General features: G+C 69.4%; 20 protein-coding genes. 13 read left to right on the top strand and 7 right to left on the bottom strand.

Translation table 11 applies throughout. The annotated features are described in order from the left end of the window. Positions 1-34: 34 nt before the first annotated feature. Both I6A60_RS05290 and I6A60_RS05285 read left to right on the top strand, forming a co-directional pair. On the top strand, positions 35-445 hold the full coding sequence (locus I6A60_RS05290) for a hypothetical protein (protein WP_203015811.1): 411 nt from the start codon (positions 35-37) through the stop codon (positions 443-445). Positions 446-689: 244 nt separating this feature from the next. Further along, positions 690-1,925: an ABC transporter substrate-binding protein gene (locus I6A60_RS05285; RefSeq protein WP_203015809.1), complete on the top strand. Its 1,236-nt coding sequence runs from the start codon at positions 690-692 to the stop codon at positions 1,923-1,925. Positions 1,926-1,987: 62 nt separating this feature from the next. On the opposite strand, the gene I6A60_RS05280 is transcribed toward I6A60_RS05285, so the two are convergent. The 4 genes from I6A60_RS05280 to I6A60_RS05265 form a co-directional block, all read right to left on the bottom strand. Further along, positions 1,988-2,668 carry a class I SAM-dependent methyltransferase gene (locus tag I6A60_RS05280; protein WP_203015807.1) on the bottom strand — a complete coding sequence of 227 codons (681 nt, stop codon included), beginning with the start codon at positions 2,666-2,668 and terminating at the stop codon, positions 1,988-1,990. Between the two features lie 57 nt (positions 2,669-2,725). Then, positions 2,726-3,898 (bottom strand): NADH:flavin oxidoreductase, encoded by a 1,173-nt coding sequence (locus I6A60_RS05275; protein WP_203015805.1) that lies wholly within the window; start codon positions 3,896-3,898, stop codon positions 2,726-2,728. Positions 3,899-3,982: 84 nt separating this feature from the next. Beyond that, positions 3,983-4,963, bottom strand: coding sequence for an alpha/beta hydrolase fold domain-containing protein (locus tag I6A60_RS05270; RefSeq protein ID WP_203015803.1), 981 nt, complete (start codon positions 4,961-4,963; stop codon positions 3,983-3,985). A 145-nt stretch (positions 4,964-5,108) separates the two neighbouring features. Next, positions 5,109-5,729, bottom strand: coding sequence for a TetR/AcrR family transcriptional regulator (locus I6A60_RS05265; RefSeq protein WP_203015802.1), 621 nt, complete (start codon positions 5,727-5,729; stop codon positions 5,109-5,111). 648 nt (positions 5,730-6,377) lie between these two features. Here I6A60_RS05265 and I6A60_RS05260 point away from each other — a divergent pair. Continuing rightward, a complete protein-coding gene (locus I6A60_RS05260) occupies positions 6,378-7,646 on the top strand; it encodes an ABC transporter substrate-binding protein (RefSeq protein WP_203015800.1) in 1,269 nt (422 codons plus the stop codon). 65 nt (positions 7,647-7,711) lie between these two features. Here the strand turns inward: I6A60_RS05260 and I6A60_RS05255 are convergent, their stop codons facing one another. Next, positions 7,712-8,338 carry a TetR/AcrR family transcriptional regulator gene (locus I6A60_RS05255; protein WP_203015798.1) on the bottom strand — a complete coding sequence of 209 codons (627 nt, stop codon included), beginning with the start codon at positions 8,336-8,338 and terminating at the stop codon, positions 7,712-7,714. Positions 8,339-8,445: 107 nt separating this feature from the next. On the opposite strand from I6A60_RS05255, the gene I6A60_RS05250 reads away from it, so the two are divergent. The 6 genes from I6A60_RS05250 (at position 8,446) to I6A60_RS05225 (ending at position 16,196) form a co-directional block, all read left to right on the top strand. Beyond that, entirely contained in the window at positions 8,446-10,038 is a 1,593-nt protein-coding gene (locus I6A60_RS05250) for an AMP-binding protein (protein ID WP_203015796.1), read from the top strand. Next, complete coding sequence (locus I6A60_RS05245) at positions 10,035-10,829, top strand: enoyl-CoA hydratase/isomerase family protein (RefSeq protein WP_203015795.1); 795 nt, start codon at positions 10,035-10,037, stop codon at positions 10,827-10,829. The genes I6A60_RS05250 and I6A60_RS05245 overlap by 4 nt, the downstream gene beginning before the upstream one ends. Next, positions 10,826-11,584, top strand: a complete 759-nt coding sequence (locus I6A60_RS05240; RefSeq protein ID WP_203015794.1) for an SDR family NAD(P)-dependent oxidoreductase — start codon at positions 10,826-10,828, stop codon at positions 11,582-11,584. Before I6A60_RS05245 ends, I6A60_RS05240 begins: the two co-directional genes overlap by 4 nt. 32 nt (positions 11,585-11,616) lie before the next feature. Further along, the gene (locus I6A60_RS05235) at positions 11,617-12,627 is read left to right on the top strand and encodes an alpha/beta hydrolase (RefSeq protein WP_203015793.1); all 1,011 of its coding nucleotides are present in this window, start codon (positions 11,617-11,619) and stop codon (positions 12,625-12,627) included. Then, entirely contained in the window at positions 12,624-14,255 is a 1,632-nt protein-coding gene (locus I6A60_RS05230) for a CocE/NonD family hydrolase (protein ID WP_203015792.1), read from the top strand. The genes I6A60_RS05235 and I6A60_RS05230 overlap by 4 nt, the downstream gene beginning before the upstream one ends. Positions 14,256-14,390: 135 nt before the next feature. After that, complete coding sequence (locus I6A60_RS05225) at positions 14,391-16,196, top strand: hypothetical protein (RefSeq protein WP_203015791.1); 1,806 nt, start codon at positions 14,391-14,393, stop codon at positions 16,194-16,196. A 105-nt stretch (positions 16,197-16,301) separates the two neighbouring features. Here I6A60_RS05225 and I6A60_RS05220 read toward each other — a convergent pair whose 3' ends face one another. Next, positions 16,302-17,315, bottom strand: coding sequence for an alpha/beta hydrolase (locus tag I6A60_RS05220; protein ID WP_203015790.1), 1,014 nt, complete (start codon positions 17,313-17,315; stop codon positions 16,302-16,304). A 376-nt stretch (positions 17,316-17,691) separates the two neighbouring features. Between I6A60_RS05220 and I6A60_RS05215 the strand changes: the two genes are divergently transcribed. From I6A60_RS05215 to I6A60_RS42675, 4 genes are all read left to right on the top strand, one after another. After that, entirely contained in the window at positions 17,692-18,948 is a 1,257-nt protein-coding gene (locus I6A60_RS05215; RefSeq protein WP_203042383.1) for an ABC transporter substrate-binding protein, read from the top strand. Between the two features lie 141 nt (positions 18,949-19,089). After that, positions 19,090-19,740, top strand: coding sequence for a TetR/AcrR family transcriptional regulator (locus tag I6A60_RS05210; RefSeq protein WP_238434802.1), 651 nt, complete (start codon positions 19,090-19,092; stop codon positions 19,738-19,740). 143 nt (positions 19,741-19,883) lie between these two features. Then, the gene (locus I6A60_RS42680; RefSeq protein ID WP_374210162.1) at positions 19,884-20,657 is read left to right on the top strand and encodes an alpha/beta hydrolase domain-containing protein; all 774 of its coding nucleotides are present in this window, start codon (positions 19,884-19,886) and stop codon (positions 20,655-20,657) included. After that, positions 20,588-21,253, top strand: coding sequence for an alpha/beta hydrolase domain-containing protein (locus I6A60_RS42675; RefSeq protein WP_203015787.1), 666 nt, complete (start codon positions 20,588-20,590; stop codon positions 21,251-21,253). The genes I6A60_RS42680 and I6A60_RS42675 overlap by 70 nt, the downstream gene beginning before the upstream one ends. A 301-nt stretch (positions 21,254-21,554) precedes the next feature. On the opposite strand, the gene I6A60_RS05195 is transcribed toward I6A60_RS42675, so the two are convergent. After that, the gene (locus I6A60_RS05195; protein WP_203015786.1) at positions 21,555-22,121 is read right to left on the bottom strand and encodes a VOC family protein; all 567 of its coding nucleotides are present in this window, start codon (positions 22,119-22,121) and stop codon (positions 21,555-21,557) included. Between the last annotated feature and the right edge of the window lie 32 nt (positions 22,122-22,153).

Here is a 22,153-nt window from a genome sequence, read left to right as displayed (position 1 = left end):
GGCCACAGTTGGAACAACAAGGGAGAGCGAAGTCATGCCGGTAAGCAAGCTCACGGACCTGCCCGTCGGTGGAGGCGGCCGCTGGCCGTTATGCGGGGTCGGATTCCGCTCGGTCCACTGGGGAGATCTCGAGGTCGGCTACACCACCACGATTGCCGCCGACCACACGGCGGGCTACCAAGGGCTGCCCGGCGGAGTCTGCCCCTGCCCGCACTACGGCTACATCTTCAAGGGCCGCCTCCGCGCCCACTTCCCAGGCACTGACATTCCCGACGAGATCGCCCAGACCGGCGAGGCCTACTTCTTCCCCGCCGGCCACGTTCTCATCTACGAGGAGGAGACCGAGGCCCTCGAACTCAACCCGGCCGACGCCCTGCAGCGCCTCATGGACCACTTCGAGGGAATGGCCCGCAGCTACGCCGCGGAAGCGACGCCCGAGCCCTAGAGAATCACCTCCGGCTCCTCGCGCGCGCTCCTAGTGCTGCCCCGGCAAGGTTCGCCCGTTCCGGCGTCCCAGTGATCGCCGTTTCGGCCCTCCAGTGGTCGTAACCGGGCTTGTTTCATAGCCACCAGAGGGTCAAGACGGCGATCAAGGCGACGGGCGGACCTTGGCGGTCGCGCTCCTAGGGTTGATTTCGCTCCTCCATTGCCTGCGATCCACGACCAGATCTCTAATGGAACGAGGATGAATGATGCGCAGAAGAGTCGGCGCGGCGGCGGCGCTCGCCGCCGTCCTTGCCGTGACCGCGGCCTGCGGCGGATCGTCCAAGCCGAGCACGAGCGCCACAGGCGGCACATCCAACCAAACCGTCACGGTCGGCGTCTTAGCGGACATCACTGGGCCGGCCGCCTCCGTGAACAAGACCAGCGTCGCCGGAATCAAGGCAGGCGTCCGCTACGCCAGCCGTCAGGGTTACACCATCAGGTACATCGTCGGGGACACCGCCACCAACCCGAACACCGTGCTGTCCGTCGCCCAGAAGTTCGTCACCCAGGACCACGTGACCGCGGTGCTCGCGGAGTCCAGCCTCACGTTCCTGGCGTCCAGCTATCTCACGGCGCACAACGTCCCGGTGGTCGGGATTGGTGAGGACGGCCCCGAGTGGATCACTGCGAAGAACATGTTCTCCGTCGTCGGAGCCCTGCACACGACGAAGGTCGCCACGACCTCAGGTGAGTTCTTCAAGAAGATGGGCGTCACGAATCTCGGCATCATCGGCTACGCCGGCCTGCCCGCCTCCACCGACGTCGCCAAGGCCACAGCGCTGTCGGCGGAGGCCGCCGGAGTGCACGTCGGCTACCTGAACGCCACGCTGCCGCTCGGCACCACCGATGTCGGACCCATGGTCCTGGCGATGAAGAATGCCGGCGTCGACGGGTTCACCGGAACCATAGTCCCGGACACCGCTTTCGCGCTCATCACCGGTCTGCGCCAGCAGGGCGTCAACCTCAAGGTCGCTCTCCTGCCGACCGGTTACGGCGGAGACCTGCTCGAGGCCGGCCCCGGCGCGATCGCCGCCGCCCAGAACGTCTACTTCCTCGTCAACGCCGAGCCGATCGAGATGCAGACCGCCGCGACCAGGACCTTCCAGACCGACCTCGCCAGCACGGGAACCGCCGCCGCAGCCACCACCTTCGCGATGTACAACGGCTATGTCTCGGTCGGCCTGCTCGTCGAAGGGCTCAAGAAGGCAGGCGCGAAGCCGACGTCAGCCTCGCTCATCGCGTCGCTTTCCAACATCCATGACTTCACCGCTCTCGGCCTATACGGCACCCACAAGCTCGACGTCAACAACCGCGAGGACACCATCAACGGCGTCGACAACTGCATCTGGGTCACCCAGTTCCGCGGCAGTACCTTCCACGTCGTGGACGGCGCGGCTCCCATCTGCGGAGCGACCCTCGCGGGCAGAACCGTCTCCTGACCGCGACGGTTGAGAACGATCCTCCCGGCCTTGGTCAGGATCCAGCGGGGCTGTCGGGTTCGTTAGTGGTCTGGTCGGGTGACCGCGAGTCCGAGCAGTTCCGGGATCGGCGCGTCGCCGTCGTCCTCCGCGGTCTCGCCCAGTACGAGACCGGCGCCGGTCAGCGCGTTCAGCAGCGTGGGCAGCGGGACGTTGACGACCCCGACGCGGGAGCGGATTCCGTCGCCGAGCAGGGGATGGTGCTCGACGCGCTGGTGGCGCCGGTAGCCGGGGTGGACGGTGCAGGTGCCCTGGCCGTCGCGTTCGACGAAGACGCCGCCGAAGCAGGGATGCGCGCCGACGACCACCAGGCGCCCGCCGGGCCGCAGCACGCGGTGGGCCTCGGCGAACACCGGGGCCAGTTCGTCGAAGTCGGTACTCGTCATGATCATGGTGGCGGCGTCGACGGACTGGTCGCCGAGCGGGAGCCGCTCGGCGCTGGCGACGGCCACGGTGAGTCCCCTGCGGCGGGCGACGCCGAGCTGAGGCGCGGAGACGTCGACGCCGAGAAGCCGCCAGTCCAGTCCGGTCAGCGCGGGGGCGTGCGCGCCGCCGCCGCAGCCCAGGTCAAGGCACAGGCGGCCGTCGCCAGGGCCGAGGAGCCTCGCCAGGAGGCGGTCCGCGGCTCGGGCGAACGGCAGCCCCACACCCCGGGTCGCGTAGGAGTCGTACCAGTCAGCGAAATCGTCGTAGCGCTGGCGCATCTGACCACCCGAGCAGAGACCGAACCGCGCCGCCACCCAATTTGGCGCGGCCGGTCGTCAGGTCAGGCGCGCGGTGTCGGCGGCGTCGTAGGCCTGGATCTCGGCGAGGCGGCGCTCGCGGAGCTTGGTGGTCCAGGCGGGGTCGGAGAGCAGGACGCGGGCGAGCGCGACCAGGTCGAACTCGCCTCGGTGGAACAGCTCCAGCAGCGGGGCGAGACTCAGCGTCGGCGCGAGGCTCTCGTCGTCGCCGTGGAAGGCGAGCGGCACGCCGACCGAGCCGATCGCGATGGTGGGCAGGCCGGTGAGGTTCTTCGCCCAGCCGGCCAGCGTGCGCGGCGAGCCGTCGAATGCCGGCAGCCAGTAACGACGGGTCGAGACGTGCAGCGCGGTGGCCCCGGCCGCCGCGAGTGGGGTGAGCAGCTCCGCGAGCTCCTCGGGAGTCTCCGCGACCCGCGCGTGGAAGTCGGCGCCCTTCCACTGGGAGAACCGGTAGATCACCGGGAAGTCGGGTCCGACCTCGGCGCGGACCGCGGCGACGACCTCGGCCCCGATCCGGGCCCGGTTGGCGAGGCTTCCGCCGTAGCCGTCGGCGCGCTGGTTGGTCCGCGACCAGAAGAACTGGTCGAGCAGGTAGCCGTGCGCTCCGTGCAGCTCGACGCCGTCGAACCCGGCCCGCAGGGCGTCGCCCGCGGCGCGCGCGAAGGAGGCGACCACCTCGTCGATCTGGGCGGTGGTCGCCGGCTCGCCGATCACCGTGCCGTCTGGACGCAGCCCCGACGGCGAGAACACGGGCGCCTCCGGGTGGGGCGGGGCCCCCGCCGCGCGGCCGGCGCCGAGATGCCACAGTTGGGGGACGATCCGCCCGCCGACGGCGTGCACCGCGTCGACGACCCCGCGCCAGCCGGCCAGCGAGTCCTCCCCGTAGAACCGCGGGACCCGGTCGCTGGAGCCGGCGGAGACGTGGTCGACGTAGGTGCCCTCGGTGACGACGAGGCCGACGTGGGCCGCCCGCCGGGCGTAGTAGCCGGCGACGTCGTCGCCCGGCACCCCGTCCGGGGAGTGCTGGCGGGTCATCGGCGCCATCACGAACCGGTTGGCCAGTTCGACACCGGACAGCGAGAACGGCGTGAACAGCGGGGTCACGTCCGCCCCGTCCAGCAGGTGCGTGTTGCTCAGGGTGGGCGCGGTGGTGGCGGCACTCGTCGGCGCGGCACTCGAAGACACAGTCACATGGCGTTCAATCCGGCCGGCCCGGCTGGTGTTCCGGCCCGCCGGTGTGTCGCCGCTGGCGGCGGGGGCGAGCCGGCGCTCCGGTCAGCCGCTCAGCCGCTGGTCGATGAACTGGCGGATGTCCGCGTCGAGCTCGCTCTGTTCGGGTGTGTCGACCATGAAGCCGCCGTGCGGGCACGCCTCCAGGACGTGTAGCTGGGCGTCGACGCCGGCCGCGCGCAGTGCACGGTGCATGCGGACGGTGTTGGACAGGAAGAAGTCTCGCGTGCCGCTGGTGAGCAGGGTTGGGGGAAAGCCCTTGGTGAAGTCGCCGAACAGGGGCGACAGGTAGGGGTGGGCGAGGTCGTGGCCGCCTGCGTAGAGCAGGTTGGCGTTCATGAGGCTTTGGCCGCCGCCGACGGTGTCGATTCCGAGCATCGTGTGAAAGGTGTCGCCGGACTCGGTGAGGTCGGCTTCTGGGCTGATGAGCACCGCGGCGGCGGGCAGTGGCAGACCTTCGTCGCGGGCCCGCAGGATGAGCGCGGCGGCGAGGTTGCCTCCGGCCGAGCCGCCGCCGACCACGACGTTCTCCGGGCCGTAGGACGCGATTGCCTGCCGGTAGACGGCGAGGCAGTCGTCGAGTGGCGTGGGGTAGGGATGGTCCGGGGGCATCCGGTAGTCCGGCGCCCAGACCCGGATACCGAAGCGGTTGGCCGCCGCGATGCCGGTGACCCTGCACAGCTCGTCCCCGCCGCCGACGAGCGCGCCGCCGTGGATGTCGAGGTAGATCCGCCTGTCCGCGGCTCCGGCGCTGTGCGGGGTGATGGTGAAGGTGCGGACGCCGGCGATCTCGGTGTCCTCGACGTCCGCGTTCGGGAGTGGTCCCTGGGTCAGCAGGCCACGCACCAGCTCACTGGTCTGGGCGATCACCGCCCGCCAGGCGTCGAGGTCGTCGGGCGGTGGCTGTGGCGTCCCGCCGATCACGCCCCGCGCCAGCACCGCCTGCGCCTGCGGGCTGATCGAGGTGGGAACCGGGATCTCGCGCGCGGGCACCCGTAAAGCGGGCCGAGAATCGTTCTCGCTCATGGCATCCTCCCCGGCGCGCCGCGGCCTCGGTCAGCAGTCGCCCCTACCGCTCGCTGGCGGGTTGGTGCGGCTTCGGTTCCGCGTCGTCTCGGCTGTCGGTCGAACGGTGGCTGGTGATGCTGACCATATGTTTAGCACGGCGCGATCACCCGCGAAGGAGCCCGCCGGCACAGAAGTCCCAGACTTCAGCGGCGGTCAGCGGATGGTCGTACCCCGCGCTGGCGACGGCGGCGAGGAACAGGGCGGTGTGCAGGACGGCGATGGCCGCCTCGCCAGGCCGCACCCGGGGGCGTACCTGCCCGGCCCGCTCCGCGTCGGCCATCATTTCGGCGAAGACCTGAACAAGCGGTCGGAGCGCGCCCTGGCCGCCGCCTGGATGGGATGAAACCGTCAGCGGGGCGAAATGGCTGAGGAGCCCGGGCCGTCCACGCCCGTCCGGCGCCGACTGCTCGAACAGAACGCGAACTGCCGACCTGAGCCGGTCCAGTGGGTCGGAGCTGTCCAGAATGCTGGCTCTGATCTGCCTTGCGCAGGCCTGAACGGAATCGTTCATCACGGCCAGGAGCAGGTCATCTCTGCTGGAAAAATGCTGATAGAAGGCACGAAAAGACAGCCTCGAACAGCCGAGGACGTCCCGCACGGTGAAACCGGTGAGGCCATTTTCGACAATGAGACCGCGAGCCGCGTCGAGGAGTCGCGTCCTGCTGCTCGCGACCTGTGGGCGGGCCGAGCTGGCTGCGACGCGGGACGAGTTGGTCAGCTCCATCGGTGCGTTCCTTCTTCCAGGTGACGCGGACCTGGTGATCGAGCGGCGGCCGTCGCTCGTGGGTGGACGGTGGCCTCCTCGGAAGGCGCGGACATCGATGGGGGCGGTGACGCGGGTCAGCTAGCGAGGCCCTGTCGGAGGCGAGGACCAGTGCGGCGTCGGTGATACCTTCGGTTTCGAGCCTGTGCTGAACGACCGTACAGGCTGCGGGTGAGCTGGGCAAGATTCCGGTTGGCAGAGCCTCGTACGTCCGGGTGCGCCGCGCCCGGCGGGTGCCCGGCGTGACCCGTAGCGGGCCGCGGGCGTGCCGCGAAAATGGTCGGGCGAGCCGGTTGACATGGGTGGCCGGCCTCGCTATACATGCGTTCAGCGAAATTGTGACCGGCACTACAGGACTTTTGGTGCGGTCGACGTGCGTGGGCGCGCCGTTGTCGTTCGGGGACGGGTGACGCGGGCCCCGCGCCCTGTGCCGCCCGCTGCCGAGGCAGGCGGTGCCGCTCACTCTTCCCCGAAACCCTGCCGCGGGCTGACGCCGGGCGGTGGCCGATAAGGACGCCCACCCTGCCCGCGCGCCGCGGCTCTTCGTGTATCCGTTCGTCCAACCATCACACATTCGGTGAGAACGCCGCGCAGAGAATCGGAGAAGACATGGGCTTATTTAGGCCAGGGAAACGGAAGCGGCTCGGACTGTTGGCGACCTCGGTTGTCGCCACGCTGGTCGGGGCGGTCGCCTGTGGCGGGTCGTCCGCCCCGCAGGGCGGCGCCGGCGCGAGTGCGTCTGGCGGGTCGGCGCCGAAGACGACCGTCACGGTCGGCGTGTTGGCCGACGTCACAGGTGCGGCCGCCTCCGGGAACAAGTCGAGTCTCGACGGGTTCAAGGCGGGCACGTTCTACGCGTCGCGCGAGGGTTACACGATCAAATACATCGTGGCGGACACGGCGACGAACCCGGCGACCGTGCTGTCCATGGCGCAGAAGCTGGTCACCCAGGACCATGTCACCGCCGTTCTGGCCCACTCCGCGTTGTTCTTCGCGGCCGCGCCGTACCTCACCCAGCACAACGTTCCGGTGATCGGGTTCGCCGAGGACGGCCGGGAGTGGTTCACCTCGCCGAACATGTTCTCGATCACCGGACCCAGCTTGGACGACGAGGTCACGACCACCATCGGCCAGATATTCAAGAAGGTCGGGGTTACCAATCTGGCCGCGCTCGCCTACTCCGTCGCGCCGGGATCGCAGGCGGCCGCGAACGAGGCCGCCGCTTCGGGCAGGCTCGCTGGGATCAAGGTCGGCTACCAGAACGTGCAGCTGCCGTTCGGTACGACCGACGTGGGGCCGCCCGTGCTGGCGATGAAGAACGCTGGTATCGACGGGTTCTTCGGTGCGGTGGACGCGAACACGTCATTCGTGATGTTGAAGTCCCTGAAGGACCAGGGCGTCACGCTGAAGGGTGCCCTGCTGGCGACGGGCTACGGAGGCGACCTGGCCCAGGCGGGTCCGGGTGCGTCGCAGATCGCCCAGGGCGCGTATTTCTCGCTTGGTTTCGAGCCGGTGGAGATGCAGACGGCCGCGACGAAGCAGTTCGAGAGCGACCTGAAGTCCGCGGGCGTCACGGGCGAGCCGACGTTCGCGCAGTACGACGGATACGTCACCATGGGCCTGCTGGTCCGGGCGTTGAAGGCCGCCGGTTCCAGCCCGACGTCGGCGTCGCTGTTGACCGCGCTGCGGGGCATCCATGACTGGGACGGGCTGGGTCTGTTCGGTCCGGGCAAGACGTACGACATCAACCAGAAGAAGATCACGACGGGCGAGTGCCTGTTCGTGACCAAGTATGAGGGCAGCGCGTTCAAGCCGGTGCAGGGCGCTCTGCCGATCTGCGGCACCCTGACGGACCAGAAGATCCAACGAGCGTCCTGACGGTCGCCCGAAAGGGGAGCCCTCAGGTCGAGGGCTCCCCTTTTGCCGTGGGCCTGGCGACCTCCTCAGCCCGCGTGGCGAAGTCCGTTGAAGAGGAGATCGGCGAGCTCGGCGAAGGATTCGGCGGCGGACAGTCCGGTGCGTTCGAGCAACGCACCGGACTGGACGGCCTCGATCGCGAGGCCGACGACCTGCGCGGCGAAGACACCGTTGGTGGCACGGAAGACACCGGCGCGGACGCCGTCGTCGATCATTTCCTGAATGCGCTCGGCCGCCTTGGCGGTGTTGCGCCGGTAGATCTCCGCGGTCGGGCCGTAGGTGACCATGTCGGCGTAGAAGGCCGGCGAGTTGCGGCGCATGGCGTGAGCCACGCCCTGCAGGTAGGTGGTGATCTTCACCCGCGGGTCGGCCTGCTCGGCGACGGCGTGCTCGATGCGCTCGGCCTCGGTGCCGAAGAAGTGCTTGGTCGCCGCGATCACCAGCTGTTCCTTCGTGCCGCCGACCCCATACAGGGTCGACTTCGAACAGTGCATCCGGCGGGCGAGGTCGTCGACGGACACCGACGTGAAGCCCTCCGTCAGAAAGATGTCGGTGATCTGCGCCAGGAGCTCCCCGCGCCGAGCCGTGTCGACGCGGCGCCGCCGCGGCGTCCGCAGCGGGGCGGAGGGCGTCGAGCCGACTGGTCGCGTCATGTCCGCAAGTCTGGCCCAGGACGGGGCGACCGGGCGCCTGGACTTGCCCGCTCGGTACGTTAGACGGTACGTTTCGCTCCACTAAAGTACCCATGCGAGGAGTCGTGATGATCGACCCGGCAACACGCACCGACGAGCTGGTGCGGAGGTACTCGGCGCCATCGCTGGACGTCGCCCAGTTACTGTGCGATCGCCATCCAGGTCACGCGGTCGCGGCGCGGGTCATCGGGGACGATCTGGCCGAGACGACCCTCACCTACGCGGAACTGGCCGAGTCGTCGCGGCGGTTCGCCGCCGTGCTGAGCGAGCGTGGCATCGGGCGCGGTGACCGCGTGGCGACGCTGATGGGCAAGAGCGTCGACCTGTTCACCGTGCTGGTGGGGATCTGGCGGGTGGGCGCGGTGTACGTCCCGCTGTTCACCGCCTTCGCCGAGGCCGCGGTGACCGACCGGCTGCATCGCTCGCAGACCCGCCTGGTGATCGTCGATCCTGACCAGCGCCACAAGATCGGCGAGGGCGCCTGGGCGGTGCTGCCGGCCGACGAACTGGCGGCCGAGGTGGCGCGTGCTGAGCCTTGGGTTCCGGGCTCGGTCGCGGTCGGGGGCGGCGGTGCATTGGTGCACATGTTCACCTCGGGCACCACCGGGTCCCCGAAGGGCGTCGTGCATCCGGCCGCCTATCTCGGCGGCTGGCACAGCTACCTGGAGTTCGGGCTCGGAGTCGGCCCGAACAGCGTTTTCTGGTCCGCGGCCGACCCCGGCTGGGCCTATGGCCTGTACACGGCGATCCTCGCGCCGCTGGCGGCTGGAATACCGACGATTCTGCTGCGCGGCGGATTCTCCGCGGAGGCCACCCGACGGGTGCTCTCGCAGCTGAAGGTGACCAACTTCGCCGGTGCCCCGACCGCCTATCGCGGCCTGCGTAATTCCGGTGAGATCCAGCCGGGAACGCTCAACGTGCCGCATCTGTCCAGCGCGGGGGAGCCGCTGACGCCCGATGTGAACGCCTGGGCGCCCGAGGCTCTGGGCACGCGGGTGCATGACCACTACGGGCAGACCGAGGTCGGCATGCCGATCGGCTTCCCCCACCACGAAGCCGTGGCGGTGCCGATCGTGGACGGCGCGATGGGGGTCGCGCTGCCCGGCTGGTCGGCGACGGTGCTGGCCCCGGACCGCGACGAGCCCGCCGAGCCGGGAACCGTCGGCCGGCTCGCCCTCGTCGTCGCGGACAGCCCGTTCATGACCTTCGCGGCGTACGCCGACGGCGACGACCACGGCCGGTTCGTCGGCGGCGGCGGGTACTACGTCACGGGTGACACCGCGAGCATCGACGCCGCCGGGATCGTTCGCTTCTCCTCGCGCGACGACGATGTGATCATCATGGCCGGCTATCGCATCGGCCCGTTCGACGTGGAGTCGGTGCTCGCGCAACATCCCGCGGTCGCCGAGTGCGCCGTGATCGCCGCGCCGGACGAGACCCGAGGCGAGGTCGTCGAGGCCTACGTGGTGACCGCCTCCAGCAGTGCTGTCACCGAAGACGAGCTGCAGCGGTGGGTGAAGGACCGCTACGCCGCGCACGCGTACCCGCGCCGGGTCCATTTCGTGCCCGGCCTGCCGAAGACACCGAGCGGCAAGATCCAGCGGGCCGAGCTGCGCCGGCAGCGCCGCGCGCGCGTCCTCGGCGGGCCCGGCTCCCGATGAACGATACGGAGATCCTGCGCGTCGAACGGTCGGGCCCAGTGCGGGTGCTGACGATGAACCGGCCGCACCGGCGCAACGCACTGGACGCGGCGCTGGTCGACGCCCTCGACCAGGCACTGGACAAGGCCGAAGGGGACCCGGAGACGCACGCGGTCGTGCTGCTCGGCGCGGGCCGGAGTTTCTGCGCCGGCGCCGACCTGCGGTACTTCCTGGCGCTCGGCGAGCGCGGTGAGACGCCGCTGGCGTTTCTGCGGACCGTGTCCGCCTTGGCCACCCGGCTGGAGATCAGCCCGTTGCCGGTCGTGGCGGGGCTGCACGGCCACGCCGTCGCGGGCGGCATCGAGCTGGCGCTGGCCTGCGACGTCGTCGTCGCCGCGGCCGGCACGCTGATCGGGGACGGGCACGTCCTGAACAACCTGATGCCCGCCGGGGGCGCCGCGGTGCGGATGCCGCGGCTGCTGGGCCAGGCGACCGCGCGGCGGCTCGCGCTGACCGGCGAGCTGATGCCCGCCGAGCGGCTGGCCGCCACCGGCTGGCCCCACGAGGTCGTCGCGCCGGACGAGGTCGGGCCGGCCGCGCTGCGGATCGCCGAGACCCTGGCCCAGACACACGGGCCGGCCCAGAGCAGCTACAAGCGACTGCTCGCCCAGACGCCGGCGATGGAGACTCCCGCCGCGCTGGCCTTGGAACTGGACGTCTTCGACGCGCACTGGGCCGCGTACGACGTCGCCGCCGCGCTGCGGGACTTCGTCAACCGCCCCGCCACCCCGCGAACGGAGCAGCCAGCGTGAACCGCTTCACCGACCAGGTCGTCCTCGTCACGGGTGGTGGCCAGGGCCTCGGCGCGGCGATGGCACACCGGTTCGCCGCCGAGGGTGCGACCGTGGTCATCGGCGACATCGACAAGGACACCGCGGCCGCCCAGGCCGACGCGCTGCGAACCCAGTTCGGTCAGCCCGCCGAGGCCATCGGCATCGACGTGACGGACTCGACCGCGATCACCGAATGGATCGACGAGGTGGCCGCCCGGCTCGGCCGGATCGACGTGCTCATCAACAACGCCGGCATCATCCGGGACAACCGGGTCACCGCGATCAGTGACGCCGACTGGCACGCCGTCGTGGACGTCTCCCTGACCGGCAGCTTTCTCTGCGCGCGGGCGGCGATCCCGCACATGCGCGCCCGCCGCTATGGGCGCATCGTGTCGTTCAGCTCGATGAGCTGGCGCGGCAACTTCGGGCAGGCGAACTACGTCGCCGCGAAGGCCGGGATCGTCGGCCTGACCCGCGCCATCGCGCTGGAAACCGCCCGGGACGGCATCACCGTCAACGCCATCGCCCCCGGGCTGATCGAGACCCCGATGCTCGCCTCGATGAACGCGCCGGCCCGGGCGAAGCTCGTCGCCAAGGTGCCGCAGCGCGCCACCGGCCAGCCCACGGACATCGCCGAGGCGGCCGCGTTCCTAACCTCGCCGGCGGCCGGCTACATCACCGGCGTCGTTCTCGACGTCGACGGCGGGCTCGGTATCGGCTCGTCCATTCGCTAACCCCGCACCTGCTGCCGAGAGGAATGCCAGCTGTGACGAGTGCCCACCCCCCGACGCGGATTCCCGAACGACTGGTCCCGGTCCCCACCACGCTGAGCGAGCCCGCGCAGGCCATCATCTCGATGGGCAATCCGCTGCCTTTCAAGCCATGGCCGCCGCTGGACGACCGCGAGGCGGTCCAGGCGTTCATCGACGAGCGGAACGCGGCGGCGCCGCCGGGCGCGGAAGGGCCGATGGTCGCGTCCTGCTACGGCGCCGCCGACACCGGCGTGCCCTGCGCGACCGCCCGCATCGAGCTCGACGGCGTCGGCGTCTGGCAGGCGATTCCGGACAGCCTTGCCGCTGACGATCGCCGGGTCTACCTGGTCATTCACGGAGCGTGGATCTACGGCGGTGGCGAGCTGGCCCGGCTGGGAGCCGCGATGACGGCCGGCGGCCTCGGCGCGAAAACCTGGGCCGTGGACTACCGGATGCCGCCGTTCCATCCGTTCCCGACCCCGCTCGACGACTGCCTGACCGCCTACCGCGCGTTGCTCGAAGCGCACCGGCCCGAGGACATCATCATCGGCGGGATGTCCGGCGGGGCGAACCTCACCGTCGCGACGATTCTGCGGGCCCGCGACGAGGGCCTGCCGCTGCCGGCCGCCGCGGTGGTGAACACGCCTCCCATCGACCTCACCAAGGTCGGTGACTCCTACCAGGCCAGTCAGGGCGTGGACATCTCCTACGACGAGGGCGAGCTGGAAACCGTCTTCCAGCTCTACACCAACGGGCACGACCGGCGTGACCCGTATGTCTCCCCGCTGTTCGGCGACTTCGGCAAGGGCTTCCCGCCGACCATCCTGACCACCGGCACCCGCGACTTCCTGCTCTCGGACACCGTGCGACTGCACCGCACACTGCTGACCGCGGGAGTGGAGGCGGAACTGCACGTCTGGGAAGGCGCGCCGCACTTCATGTTCCTCGGCCTGGCCCCGGAGGACCATCAGCGCCAGGCGCAGGTACGCGTGTTCTGCGAACGGCAGTGGGCGGACGCCCGATGAAGCTCAACCTGATGAGCCGCCTGCTGCAGAAGACCCAGCAGTTACCACCGCCGCTCACCCGCGATGTCACCGTGGACCGCAACCTGCGAGTGCCGATGCGCGACGGCGTCGAGCTGGTCGCCGACCACTGGTTCCCGAAGTCCGGCGCGGACGGCCTGCCGACCGTCCTGATGCGCACCACGTACGGCAGCCACACCTCGGCGACCTATCCGCTCGCCCGGCCCATCGCCGAGCGCGGATTCCAGGTGTTCATCACCAACGCCCGGGGGACCTTCGGCTCCGGCGGCACCTTCGACCCGCTTCGTGGCGAACGTGACGACGGTCTGGACACGTTGGACTGGATCGTCAAACAACCCTGGTTCGGCGACTCGATCCTGCTCTACGGGCCCAGCTATCTCGGCTACACCCAGTGGGCCGTCGCCGCCCAGGCGCCTCCGCAGGTCAAGGCCATGATCCCGATTCAGAGCGAGTCGGCGACGATGCTGGAATTCCTGCGCCCCGACGGCTTCGCGCTGGAGATCCCGTTCATCTGGGGCTTCGTGGTCGACGGGCAGGAACGTCCGCTGGCGCTGCTGCGCCACCCCGGCCTGGCCGGACGGCGCAAGATGAACCGCCTGATCGCGAGTCTGCCGCTGGACACGGCCGACCAGCGCGGCGTCGGCCATCGCATCGACTACCTCCAGAACATGCTGACCCACGACGCCACCTCCCCGTACTGGGCGCGCGCCGACCACAGCGGCCGGGTCGCCGACGTGACGATCCCGGTCAGCTCCATCGCCGGCTGGCACGACTTCTTCCTGCCCGGCCAGCTCCGCGACTTCAGCGCCCTGCAGGCGGCCGGCCGCCCGGCTCGGCTCACCGTCGGGCCCTGGGCGCACAGCATGACGGCCGAACCGATCAAGCTCGGCATGCAGGAGCTGCTCGATTTCGGCATCTCCCACGCCCGTGGGGACCAACCCGTCGAGCGCGCGCCCGTTCGGCTGTTCGTCCAGGGCGTCGACGAGTGGCGTGACTTCTCCTCGTGGCCACCCGAGGGCTATTCGCCCCAGCGGCTCCAGCTACAACCTGGCGGCGGTCTGTCCACGGACGACCCGGCGGACTCGGCCCCTGACGGCTACCGCTACGACCCGGCCGACCCGACTCCCGCCGTCGGCGGATCCCGTTTCCAAACCAACACCGGCTCCGTCGACAACACCCGGCTCGAGGCGCGGCCCGACGTTCTCACATACACCACACCGCCGCTGGACCACGACGTCGAGATCATCGGCGACGTCGACGCCGAGATCTGGTTCCGGTCCAGCCTGCCGTTCGCCGACGTCTTCGTCCGGGTCTGCGAGGTCAGGATCGACGGACGATCCTTCAACGTCACCGACGGCCTCACCAGCCTGACCGACGCCGACCAGGACACCCGCGCGCGGGTGCGACTGTTCGCCACCGCCTACCGGTTCAAGAAAGGCCACCGGATCCGCGTCCAGATCTCCAGCGGCGCCTTCCCTCGGTACAACCGCAACCCCGGCACCGGCGAGCCCCGCGGCAGCGCGACAACACTCCGAGCCGCCAGCCAGACCGTCTTCCACGACCCAGCCCACCCGTCAGCGGTGATCCTCCCGATCCGCCACGGCGACTGACGCGGCGAGACGCGAACACATCCGACGGCTGTTCGTCGCGGGACCCACGCGGCACGAAAAAAGGGAGTAGCAATGCCAGACAATCGGTTGCCGGGTCAGTTCCGGGGGAGACGATGGCGCGGCCTCTTAGGGCTGATGGCGGTCACGTTAACCGCCACATTAGCCGTCCAGGCCTGCACATCCTCGTCGTCGAGTGCCTCGGCGCCCACGTCCTCGGCGGCCAGCAGCCTTCCTGTCAGGATCTCGGAGCTGCCGGTCCCGCCGACCGTCCCAGCGGACGGCACCTGTACCACTCCCACCGGCTGCGTCTCAGCGGACTGGGGCGGCATAGGCTCTCCCGGGTTCTACTGGGACTCCCACTATGTGCTGCTGGGCGTCACCTATGCCGGCGCTCCCGCCGCGCCCAACCCGGCCAGCATCTACACCGGCGGGCAGGTCGTCGTCGTGAGGACAGACGGCACCAAATTCGCCGACGGCAACGCCTGGAAGTGCGTCACCTGCGGGGTCGCCTTCGGCGCGGATATCGACCCGACCCAGTTCATCTACCCGCCCGCGCACGAGCTGCCTGACGGAAGGCGAGTCCTCGTCGGCAACGGGATACTCGAGTGCGGCCCGAACGGCGCCGACTACGCCGTGACGGATCCGCGGTGCACGCCCGCGAACACTCGCATTGCCCCCATCTACTGGGGCACCAAGCCGTTGCGCGGCCTGACGGGCCGGGAATGGCGGCTCAGCCCCGACGGTGTTCACCTCGCCTGGGACACCCTGGACCTGGCCACCTTCAGCGAGGTCCCGTTCGCCGGGCGCCTCAGCTACGACAAGGCGAGCCGGCGCTACAACCTCATCAACGTCTCGGCGCTCTACAACCCGGCGGACACCAAATACGCGCCGTACGTCGTGGGCCCTGGGAACAAGCTCACCTTCAACAGCGCCGGCATGGTGGGCGAGCTCCGGGGCTGGAACAACGACGGCACGGCGACGCTCGGGATCCAGGCCTATGAGTCGGACAGCGTCGACGCCTGGGAGACCTCACTCTCGACCGGGAAGTCCCGGCCGCTCACCGACCACGCCGAGTACACGGACCCGATGTCCATGTCGCCGAACGGCAGGTGGCTCCTCGCCGAGGAGGTGATCGGCTCCGGCAGGCTGGACTTCATCTCGGGCATGGAGGGCATTCCGCCGATCACCGACCAGCTCTCGACGATCGGCTACGTGTCGGGCATCCGCAACAACGGCAACCGCCGGTTCTTCCTGCCCTGGCTGGTGGGAACGGACGGCAAGGTCAACCAGCAGATCAACAAGGGCGCCGACCCGGCCTGGAACGCGGCCGCGGACCCCGCCTGGCTGGCTGACAGCACCGCGGTGGTCTACACCGAGAACCTGGCCTGCGGCGCCAACCCGACCCTGCACAAGTGCCCCGACTCGACCGAGCCGGGCGGCCGCAACAGCAGGACGATGATCGCTCGGTTCCCCACGCTCCGCGCGAGCAAGGCCGTGGCGCCCGCGGTCACGTCCGACCGGACCTGGGGACTGCCGGCGACTCAGGGACAGGAGCTCCCGCTGCCGACCCCGCTGCCAGCCGGCACCTACACGGTGGACGGGAAGGTATCGGGAAGCGCCAGCGTGGTGATCACCCACAACGCGGCCGACACGGCGATCGCGAGCATCGACGTCACCTTCCACGACATCGTCGACAAGCCGGGCTACGTGATAAACGGGACCGAGAAGGTAAGCATCGTCGGTACCACGCCCCTCAACGAGGTCGTGACCTGGAACGCGGACGTCAGGCTCTCCGGCAGGCACACCGGAAGCAAGGTGACCAGCCCGGGCGGCTTCACCCTCGGTCCGGACCTGCTCCTGCAGAACAAGTTCCTGCCGACCGGAACGATGACGACCGTCATCGATGGACACACCTACACCCAGCCCGCCAGCGGAGCCTGACAGCGTGGTGAGCGCCGTCTGATCTCGGCCCGCGGTGGCAGTCGTCGGGTGCGCCGGTCACGGCGCACCCGATGGCTGCCACTTGATGTGGAACACCTTTGATTCCTACGGCAGCTCAGCGGCCGTGGGTGTGGAAAGCGCTTTGGACGTGGAGGCGAGGCCTGCCGCCTGGGCGATGAAAGCGTCGAGACGCTCCCAGAGCAGGTGACGGGTGGGTGCGAAGTTGTGCATGTGCGCCATCCGTCGGAGCCGGAATACGGCGAGGTCGCGCGCCGAGGTGAAGGCGGCGGCCTCGGTGAGAAGTGGGCGCACGACATCCCGTTCACCGGCGACCAGCAGAACGGGCACGTCGACCGCGGCGACCTCGGCGGCGATCGCTCCTGGTTCGAGGAGAGTCACCGCGAGACTGGGCACGGTCATGCTCGACCACGGCAGCGCCGCCGTCTTGACCGGGATGCCTGCCTCGATGTCGGCCGCCGCGAGCGGGGAGAGCTCCTCCACCCAGTGGAACGCCCAGGGCCAGTCGAGGTCGGCGAGAATGCCGGTCCTCGCTTGGTCCGGGACGACACTCGAAGCCGCCGGCTGCCGGCGCGGAATCGTCGTTTCGATCACGCTGCTCCCCATCAGCGCGATGGCGTCGAACGTCCGGTGCTGGGCCTGCATGGCGGCGGCGATGTGGCCGCCCATCGACTGACCGGCGCCGACGACGGCCGAGATCTCGACGCAGGGCACCGCGCCGGCCGCGAGGGTGCCGTCCCGCAGCCGTTCCAGCACGGCCGTGAGCGCGGCGTGATTCGCGGCGGCCACGAGCGGAAGCGTGGTGAGGTCCGGGCCGGGGCTGGTGCTGTCTCCGGCCCCGAGGTGGTCGAGCGCCACGACGATGGTCCCGCGGCGGGCGTGGTGGTCGGCCTGGCTGTACCCGCGATCGGGCAGGTCGAAGTAGCGACGGCCGTATCCGCCTCCGGGAAGAAGGACGAGGACCGGCGAAGCCGCGCTGCGCGCCTCGCCCGCGAGCACGTGCACGGTCGCTGCGATCTCCCACGCCGCTTCACCGACGGGTGTCCCGGGAACCGCCACACGGATGTCGATGACCTTGACGTCGGTTCCTGTGTCTGACATAGCTGCTCCAGCATTCGAGGCGATCGTCCGCGGTGGGCGCTCCGATCGCGTTGACACGCGCGGTCGTCCTTGCTATACATCCGTTCAGCAGGAACATGAGGCAGTACACCGTACGACATTCGGGCGGGGCGGCGGCATCGAGTAAACCGGTGTCCCTGGGGGTTGGGTGGCAGGGCCGCCCCGCCGTCCGCCCGGGTCTCGGGACCGGGTTTTCGGCGTGCCCTTTTGCCGAATTCTGGCCCGGGATTCAACGATTGGCGATGGCTGACGGTGCCTCCGATCCAGCCGCGAGTTCGCGGGTCGCGAGTCCTCGCGCTGAGTCCACGGCCAGCCATCGCGTTTCGGCGGCATCGCCGTGAACAGGATAAGGGGAAAGATGGATCTATCCGTGCACGTGCGGCGGAAACGGCTTGGCCTGGCGGCCGTTGGCATGGTCGCCATGCTGCTCGGGGTGGCGGCCTGCGGCGGCTCGTCCGGCGGCGGCACGAGTGCCGCCGGGGGGTCCGCGTCCAGGGCGACGGTCACGGTCGGCGTGTTAGCTGACGTGACCGGTGCGGCCGCGTCCGGGAACAAGTCGAGTCTCGACGGGTTCAAGGCGGGCACGTACTACGCCTCCCGGCAGGGATACACGATCAAGTATGTCGTCGCGGACACGGCGACGAACCCGGCGACCGTGCTGTCGGCGGCGCAGAAGCTGGTCACCCAGGATCATGTCCTCGCGGTTCTCGCGCACTCGGCGTTGTTCTTCGCGGCCGCGCCCTACCTCACCGCGCACAACGTTCCGGTGATCGGCTTCGCCCAGGACGGCCGGGAGTGGTTCTCCTCTCCGAACATGTTCTCCATCACGGGACCCACGCTGAACGACGAGGTCACGACGACTCTGGGCCAGGCGATGAAGAAGCTGGGCGTGACCAACCTGGCGACGCTGGCCTACTCGGTGTCGCCGCAGTCGCAGGCCGCCGCGAACGAGGCGGCCGCGTCGGCGAAGCTAGCCGGGGTCAAGGTCGGCTACCAGAACGTCCAGCTGCCGTTCGGTACCACGGACATCGGCCCGGTGGTGCTGGCGATGAAGAACGCCGGCGTCGACGGGTTCTTCGCGACCGTCGACCCGAACACGGCCTTCGTGCTCCTCAAGGCGCTGCAGGACCAGGGCGTGAAGCTCAAGGCCTCGCTCCTGCCCACCGGGTATGGCGGTGACCTGACGCAGGCGGGCCCGGGCGCGACGCAGACCGTGCAGGGTTCCTACTTCTCGCTGGCCTACGAGCCGGTCGAGATGCAGACGGCCGCGACGAAGCAGTTCGAGAGTGACCTGAAGTTCGCGGGGGTCACGGGCGAGCCGACGTTCGCGCAGTACGACGGGTACATCACCATGGGCCTGCTGGTCCGGGCACTGAAGGCCGCTGGCGCGGACCCGACGTCGGCGTCGCTGCTGACGGCGCTGCGGGGCATTCACGACTGGGACGGGCTGGGTCTGTTCGGTCCGGGCAAGACGTACGACATCAACCAGAAGAAGATCACGACGGGCGAGTGCCTGTTCGTGTCCAAATACGAGGGCAGCGCCTTCACGCCCGTTCAGGGCGCTCTGCCGATCTGCGGCACCCTGACGGACCAGAAGATCCAACGGGCGTCCTGAGGCTAGAGCTGCGAACCTCGCCGGGTCCGTCCGCCCTCGCGGCGGGCGGGCCCGGCTTTGTAGTCGTCCCAGGTCGAGCGGGGGGACGCTTCGTTCGCGGCCCCGTCCGGGTCGCCTGGTAGCTGAGAGGGACGAAGAGGGATGGCGATTGCGGCGGACCTGCCCTCGGGTCCTGGCGGCGCGCTCTCGGCAGAGCGCCAGCGGACCCGGGCGCGCCTTCTGAAGGCCGCTCGGATCGTCTTCGAGCGCGATGGCTTCAGACGGTCGCGGATCACTGACATCGCGCATCTCGGCGGCCTCGCTCACGGCGGCTTCTATCGCTACTTCGACTCCAAGGAGACCGTCTTCCTGGAGCTCGTGGAGGCCGCGGCCGAACGCCTCGGCACCCCGTTGGATGGCGTCGCCTTCGACTCCGACCCGCTGGAGGACCTGCCCGACCGGATGCGCTCGAGCATTCGCCGGTATCTGGAGACCTATCAGGACGGAGCCCGGATACTCGGCCTGATCCGGGAGACCGGGCACGAGAACGACCGGCTACGCGTGCTGTGGCGCGATCCGCGGCGCCCCGACGTGGAGCGACACGTCGAGGCGGTCCGCCAGCTGCAGCTGCGCGGCCTGATCGAGACCAGAGTCAGCCCGCTGGTCATGGTGTTCGGGGTCATCGGCATGCTGGAACGGTTCGCCGACCGATGGCTGGTAGACGGCGCCATTACCTGCGACCTCGACGTCGCCGTCGAGCAGCTCGCTCGACTGTCCCTGCAGGCGCTACGGATACCGGACCGTCCCGGGTGAAGCCGGCGGTCTTCGTTGGCTCGATCCCACCCTGTGCCGAATCTGCGAACTAGCGTCGTTTCCTGCCTGAGTCAGATTTCCCCCATCATTCGCAGGCCGCGCTGCCGAACCCGTCTGACAACAGGTGTCCGAAGTCAGGAAGGATGATAATGAATCCAACGACGGAACCTTCTCCGGCTGTGCAGGTAATGGGACCAATCCCCGTGACGGTCGAGTCCGGCCCGCCTTTCGGTGGCGCGGAATCCCCGGTGGGGCTCGACGAGACGTCGGTGTCCGAGTTATTACGGCGCCATGACTTCGTTGAAGAGGAGTTCTTCGTCTCGGGCACCGTTGACGGCCAGCCCTATACGACCTCGCTCCTGATCCGCCGGCCGGCCACGGCGGCGGGTTTCTCCGGCCTGATCGCGCTCGAACCCGTCCACGTGCAGGGGGCGCTGGGACTGTGGCAGACCTGCCATCCCGCGATCCTGGCGGACGGCCACGTCTGGGTCACGGTGGGCTCACAGCTCGCTGCCGTCGAAGGGCCGATCAAGCTCGCCAACCCGAGCCGGTACGCGGGCCTGCACGTTCCCTCCGTGCCGGCGAGCGAGGAAAGCTTCGCCGCGCTCCTGGAATGGCAGCAGGGCGATGACGCCAACCCGCCACGCACGTTGTTCGCGATCGACGCGGTCTCGAACGAGATCATGACGCAGGTCGGCGTCCTGTTGAAGACGGGCTCGAAGGACGGCCCACTGCCCGGTTTCACGGTCGAGCGCCTCATCATGGGTGGGGCCTCGCAGACGGGCATGGCGACCCTCAATTACATCGTGCCGGCCATCCAAACGCCCGCCTGTCGGCTGAGAAGCCGGTGTATGACGGTTTCCTGCCGATGGCCGCGCCAGGCTGGACGCCGGCGGCCGGTGGCGACGCCGCGGTAGTTCATACCTTCACCGAGGGCGACCTCGTTCTGTTCGGCGTAATCGGCAAGGACGGCGTCGTGGCCGCGAGGCCAGACGGCGACGCGACGAACGACCGGTATCGCTCCTACCAGGTCCCTGCCTGCCCACACCTGCCCACCCGGGGCCTGCGCGATGCCAACGGCGTTCCTCAGCTTGGCCTCACCCTGGAGCCGGGCGAACGGCTGAATCAGTTTCCGTCCGCGCCCTTCAACCACGCCGCCTTCGTCCACCTCGTGAACTGGGTGACGAAAGACCTGGCCCCGCCCCGCGCGGCGCCGATAGCGATCGCGAACGGCGCGATCGTGACGGACGAGTTCGGCAACGCGAAGGGCGGCGTACGCTCACCCTACGTCGATGTGCCAACCGCGCGTTATATCCCCGCGCGCTACCTGCGTAACCTGATCGGCGTCGAGCTGCCGTTCGCGCCCGAGCAGCTCGACCAGCTGTACGGGTCGCGTGCGGACTATCTGATCCGCTTCAACCAGAGCCTCGACGAAGCGATCAACGCCGGCTCGATCCTGCCCGCGGACGGCGACCTGCTGCGGCAGGAAGAGACTGAAACAGCGCCGCTCTGAGCGAGGAGACCGATCGCGGGTGCGCGGCAAGCCTGGGCCTACTCGCCGACAGTCTTGGTGCTGCTGCCGTAACCACCGTCCCGCCGCGGTTTCCCGAAGCCATCGAGATGTAGTGCCAGGTCCGGCGAGGTCGGTCCGCCGGCTTGATCGTCGTTTTGGCCCTCACGTGGTTGCAAAACCGCCGCGCTTACAGCCACGCGAGGGCGAAAACAGCGATCTTGCTGGTCTTGGGACGAGGCTAACCGGGTCAGATGCGGCACTGGCCTGCGCGACCCTCGCCTTCCGGCACCGCGGTCTTCTGTCAGGTGAGGCGGACCTGGTCGCGGTGGTCCCGCCAGGGCTTGGTGGCCCAGTAGAGGTCGTCGGGGTCCTCGATGAGTTCTAGGTAGACGCCGAGTTCGGCGTAGGTGTCGATGAAGGAGACCTTCACGGTGCCGAACCGTCCGGACATCGCCTCGGCGAAGCCAAAGTCCGCCGCCGCGGCCACGGACTCGGCGAGGTTCGCGACGAGGTAGCCGTAGTGGTGCGGCCCTGGCCCGCGCTCGGTGAGGAACTCGTGCTGGATCGTGGCGCCCGCGAGCGGCTGCATGAGCTCGACCTGCATGTTGCCCGTGCGGGCGTAGCCGAGCGCGAGGCCGCCGGCGACCCGCTCGCCGCGCAGCGTCCATTTCTGTTCCATGCGGAACTCGGCGAACTCGCCGCAGCCGAGCGTGTCCTGCATGGCTTTCTTGGCGGCGTCGAGGTCGGCCACCACCCACGCCGTCTGGAAGAAGCTGGGTCCGATGCGGCCCAGCAGGCCGCCCAGGTCCCTGGCCGCTCCGGCCCGCTCCTCGCTCAGTGTCGCGGCCGGCTCCTGATCCGATGTCATCGCATGCTCCTCTTTCGCGGCCTGGGCCGCGT

Origin of the sequence: Frankia sp. AgB1.9, from assembly GCF_016786355.1 — a bacterium.
Taxonomy (GTDB): domain Bacteria; phylum Actinomycetota; class Actinomycetes; order Frankiales; family Frankiaceae; genus Pseudofrankia.
Note: the sequence above shows the minus strand (reverse complement) of the source record. Positions and strands in the feature narration are given on the sequence as shown.

Excerpts from the sequence above, each read along its gene's own strand:
- I6A60_RS05250 (WP_203015796.1), top strand. The coding sequence starts at position 8,446 with ATGATCGACCCGGCAACACGCACCGACGAGCTGGTGCGGAGGTACTCG.
- I6A60_RS05290 (WP_203015811.1), top strand. The coding sequence starts at position 35 with ATGCCGGTAAGCAAGCTCACGGACCTGCCCGTCGGTGGAGGCGGCCGC.
- I6A60_RS05245 (WP_203015795.1), top strand. The coding sequence starts at position 10,035 with ATGAACGATACGGAGATCCTGCGCGTCGAACGGTCGGGCCCAGTGCGG.
- I6A60_RS05260 (WP_203015800.1), top strand. The coding sequence starts at position 6,378 with ATGGGCTTATTTAGGCCAGGGAAACGGAAGCGGCTCGGACTGTTGGCG.
- I6A60_RS05255 (WP_203015798.1), bottom strand. The coding sequence starts at position 8,338 with ATGACGCGACCAGTCGGCTCGACGCCCTCCGCCCCGCTGCGGACGCCG.
- I6A60_RS05280 (WP_203015807.1), bottom strand. The coding sequence starts at position 2,668 with ATGCGCCAGCGCTACGACGATTTCGCTGACTGGTACGACTCCTACGCG.
- I6A60_RS05195 (WP_203015786.1), bottom strand. The coding sequence starts at position 22,121 with ATGACATCGGATCAGGAGCCGGCCGCGACACTGAGCGAGGAGCGGGCC.
- I6A60_RS05225 (WP_203015791.1), top strand. The coding sequence starts at position 14,391 with ATGGCGGTCACGTTAACCGCCACATTAGCCGTCCAGGCCTGCACATCC.
- I6A60_RS05210 (WP_238434802.1), top strand. The coding sequence starts at position 19,090 with ATGGCGATTGCGGCGGACCTGCCCTCGGGTCCTGGCGGCGCGCTCTCG.
- I6A60_RS05220 (WP_203015790.1), bottom strand. The coding sequence starts at position 17,315 with ATGTCAGACACAGGAACCGACGTCAAGGTCATCGACATCCGTGTGGCG.
- I6A60_RS05270 (WP_203015803.1), bottom strand. The coding sequence starts at position 4,963 with ATGAGCGAGAACGATTCTCGGCCCGCTTTACGGGTGCCCGCGCGCGAG.
- I6A60_RS05265 (WP_203015802.1), bottom strand. The coding sequence starts at position 5,729 with ATGGAGCTGACCAACTCGTCCCGCGTCGCAGCCAGCTCGGCCCGCCCA.
- I6A60_RS05230 (WP_203015792.1), top strand. The coding sequence starts at position 12,624 with ATGAAGCTCAACCTGATGAGCCGCCTGCTGCAGAAGACCCAGCAGTTA.
- I6A60_RS05285 (WP_203015809.1), top strand. The coding sequence starts at position 690 with ATGATGCGCAGAAGAGTCGGCGCGGCGGCGGCGCTCGCCGCCGTCCTT.
- I6A60_RS05215 (WP_203042383.1), top strand. The coding sequence starts at position 17,692 with ATGGATCTATCCGTGCACGTGCGGCGGAAACGGCTTGGCCTGGCGGCC.
- I6A60_RS42680 (WP_374210162.1), top strand. The coding sequence starts at position 19,884 with ATGATAATGAATCCAACGACGGAACCTTCTCCGGCTGTGCAGGTAATG.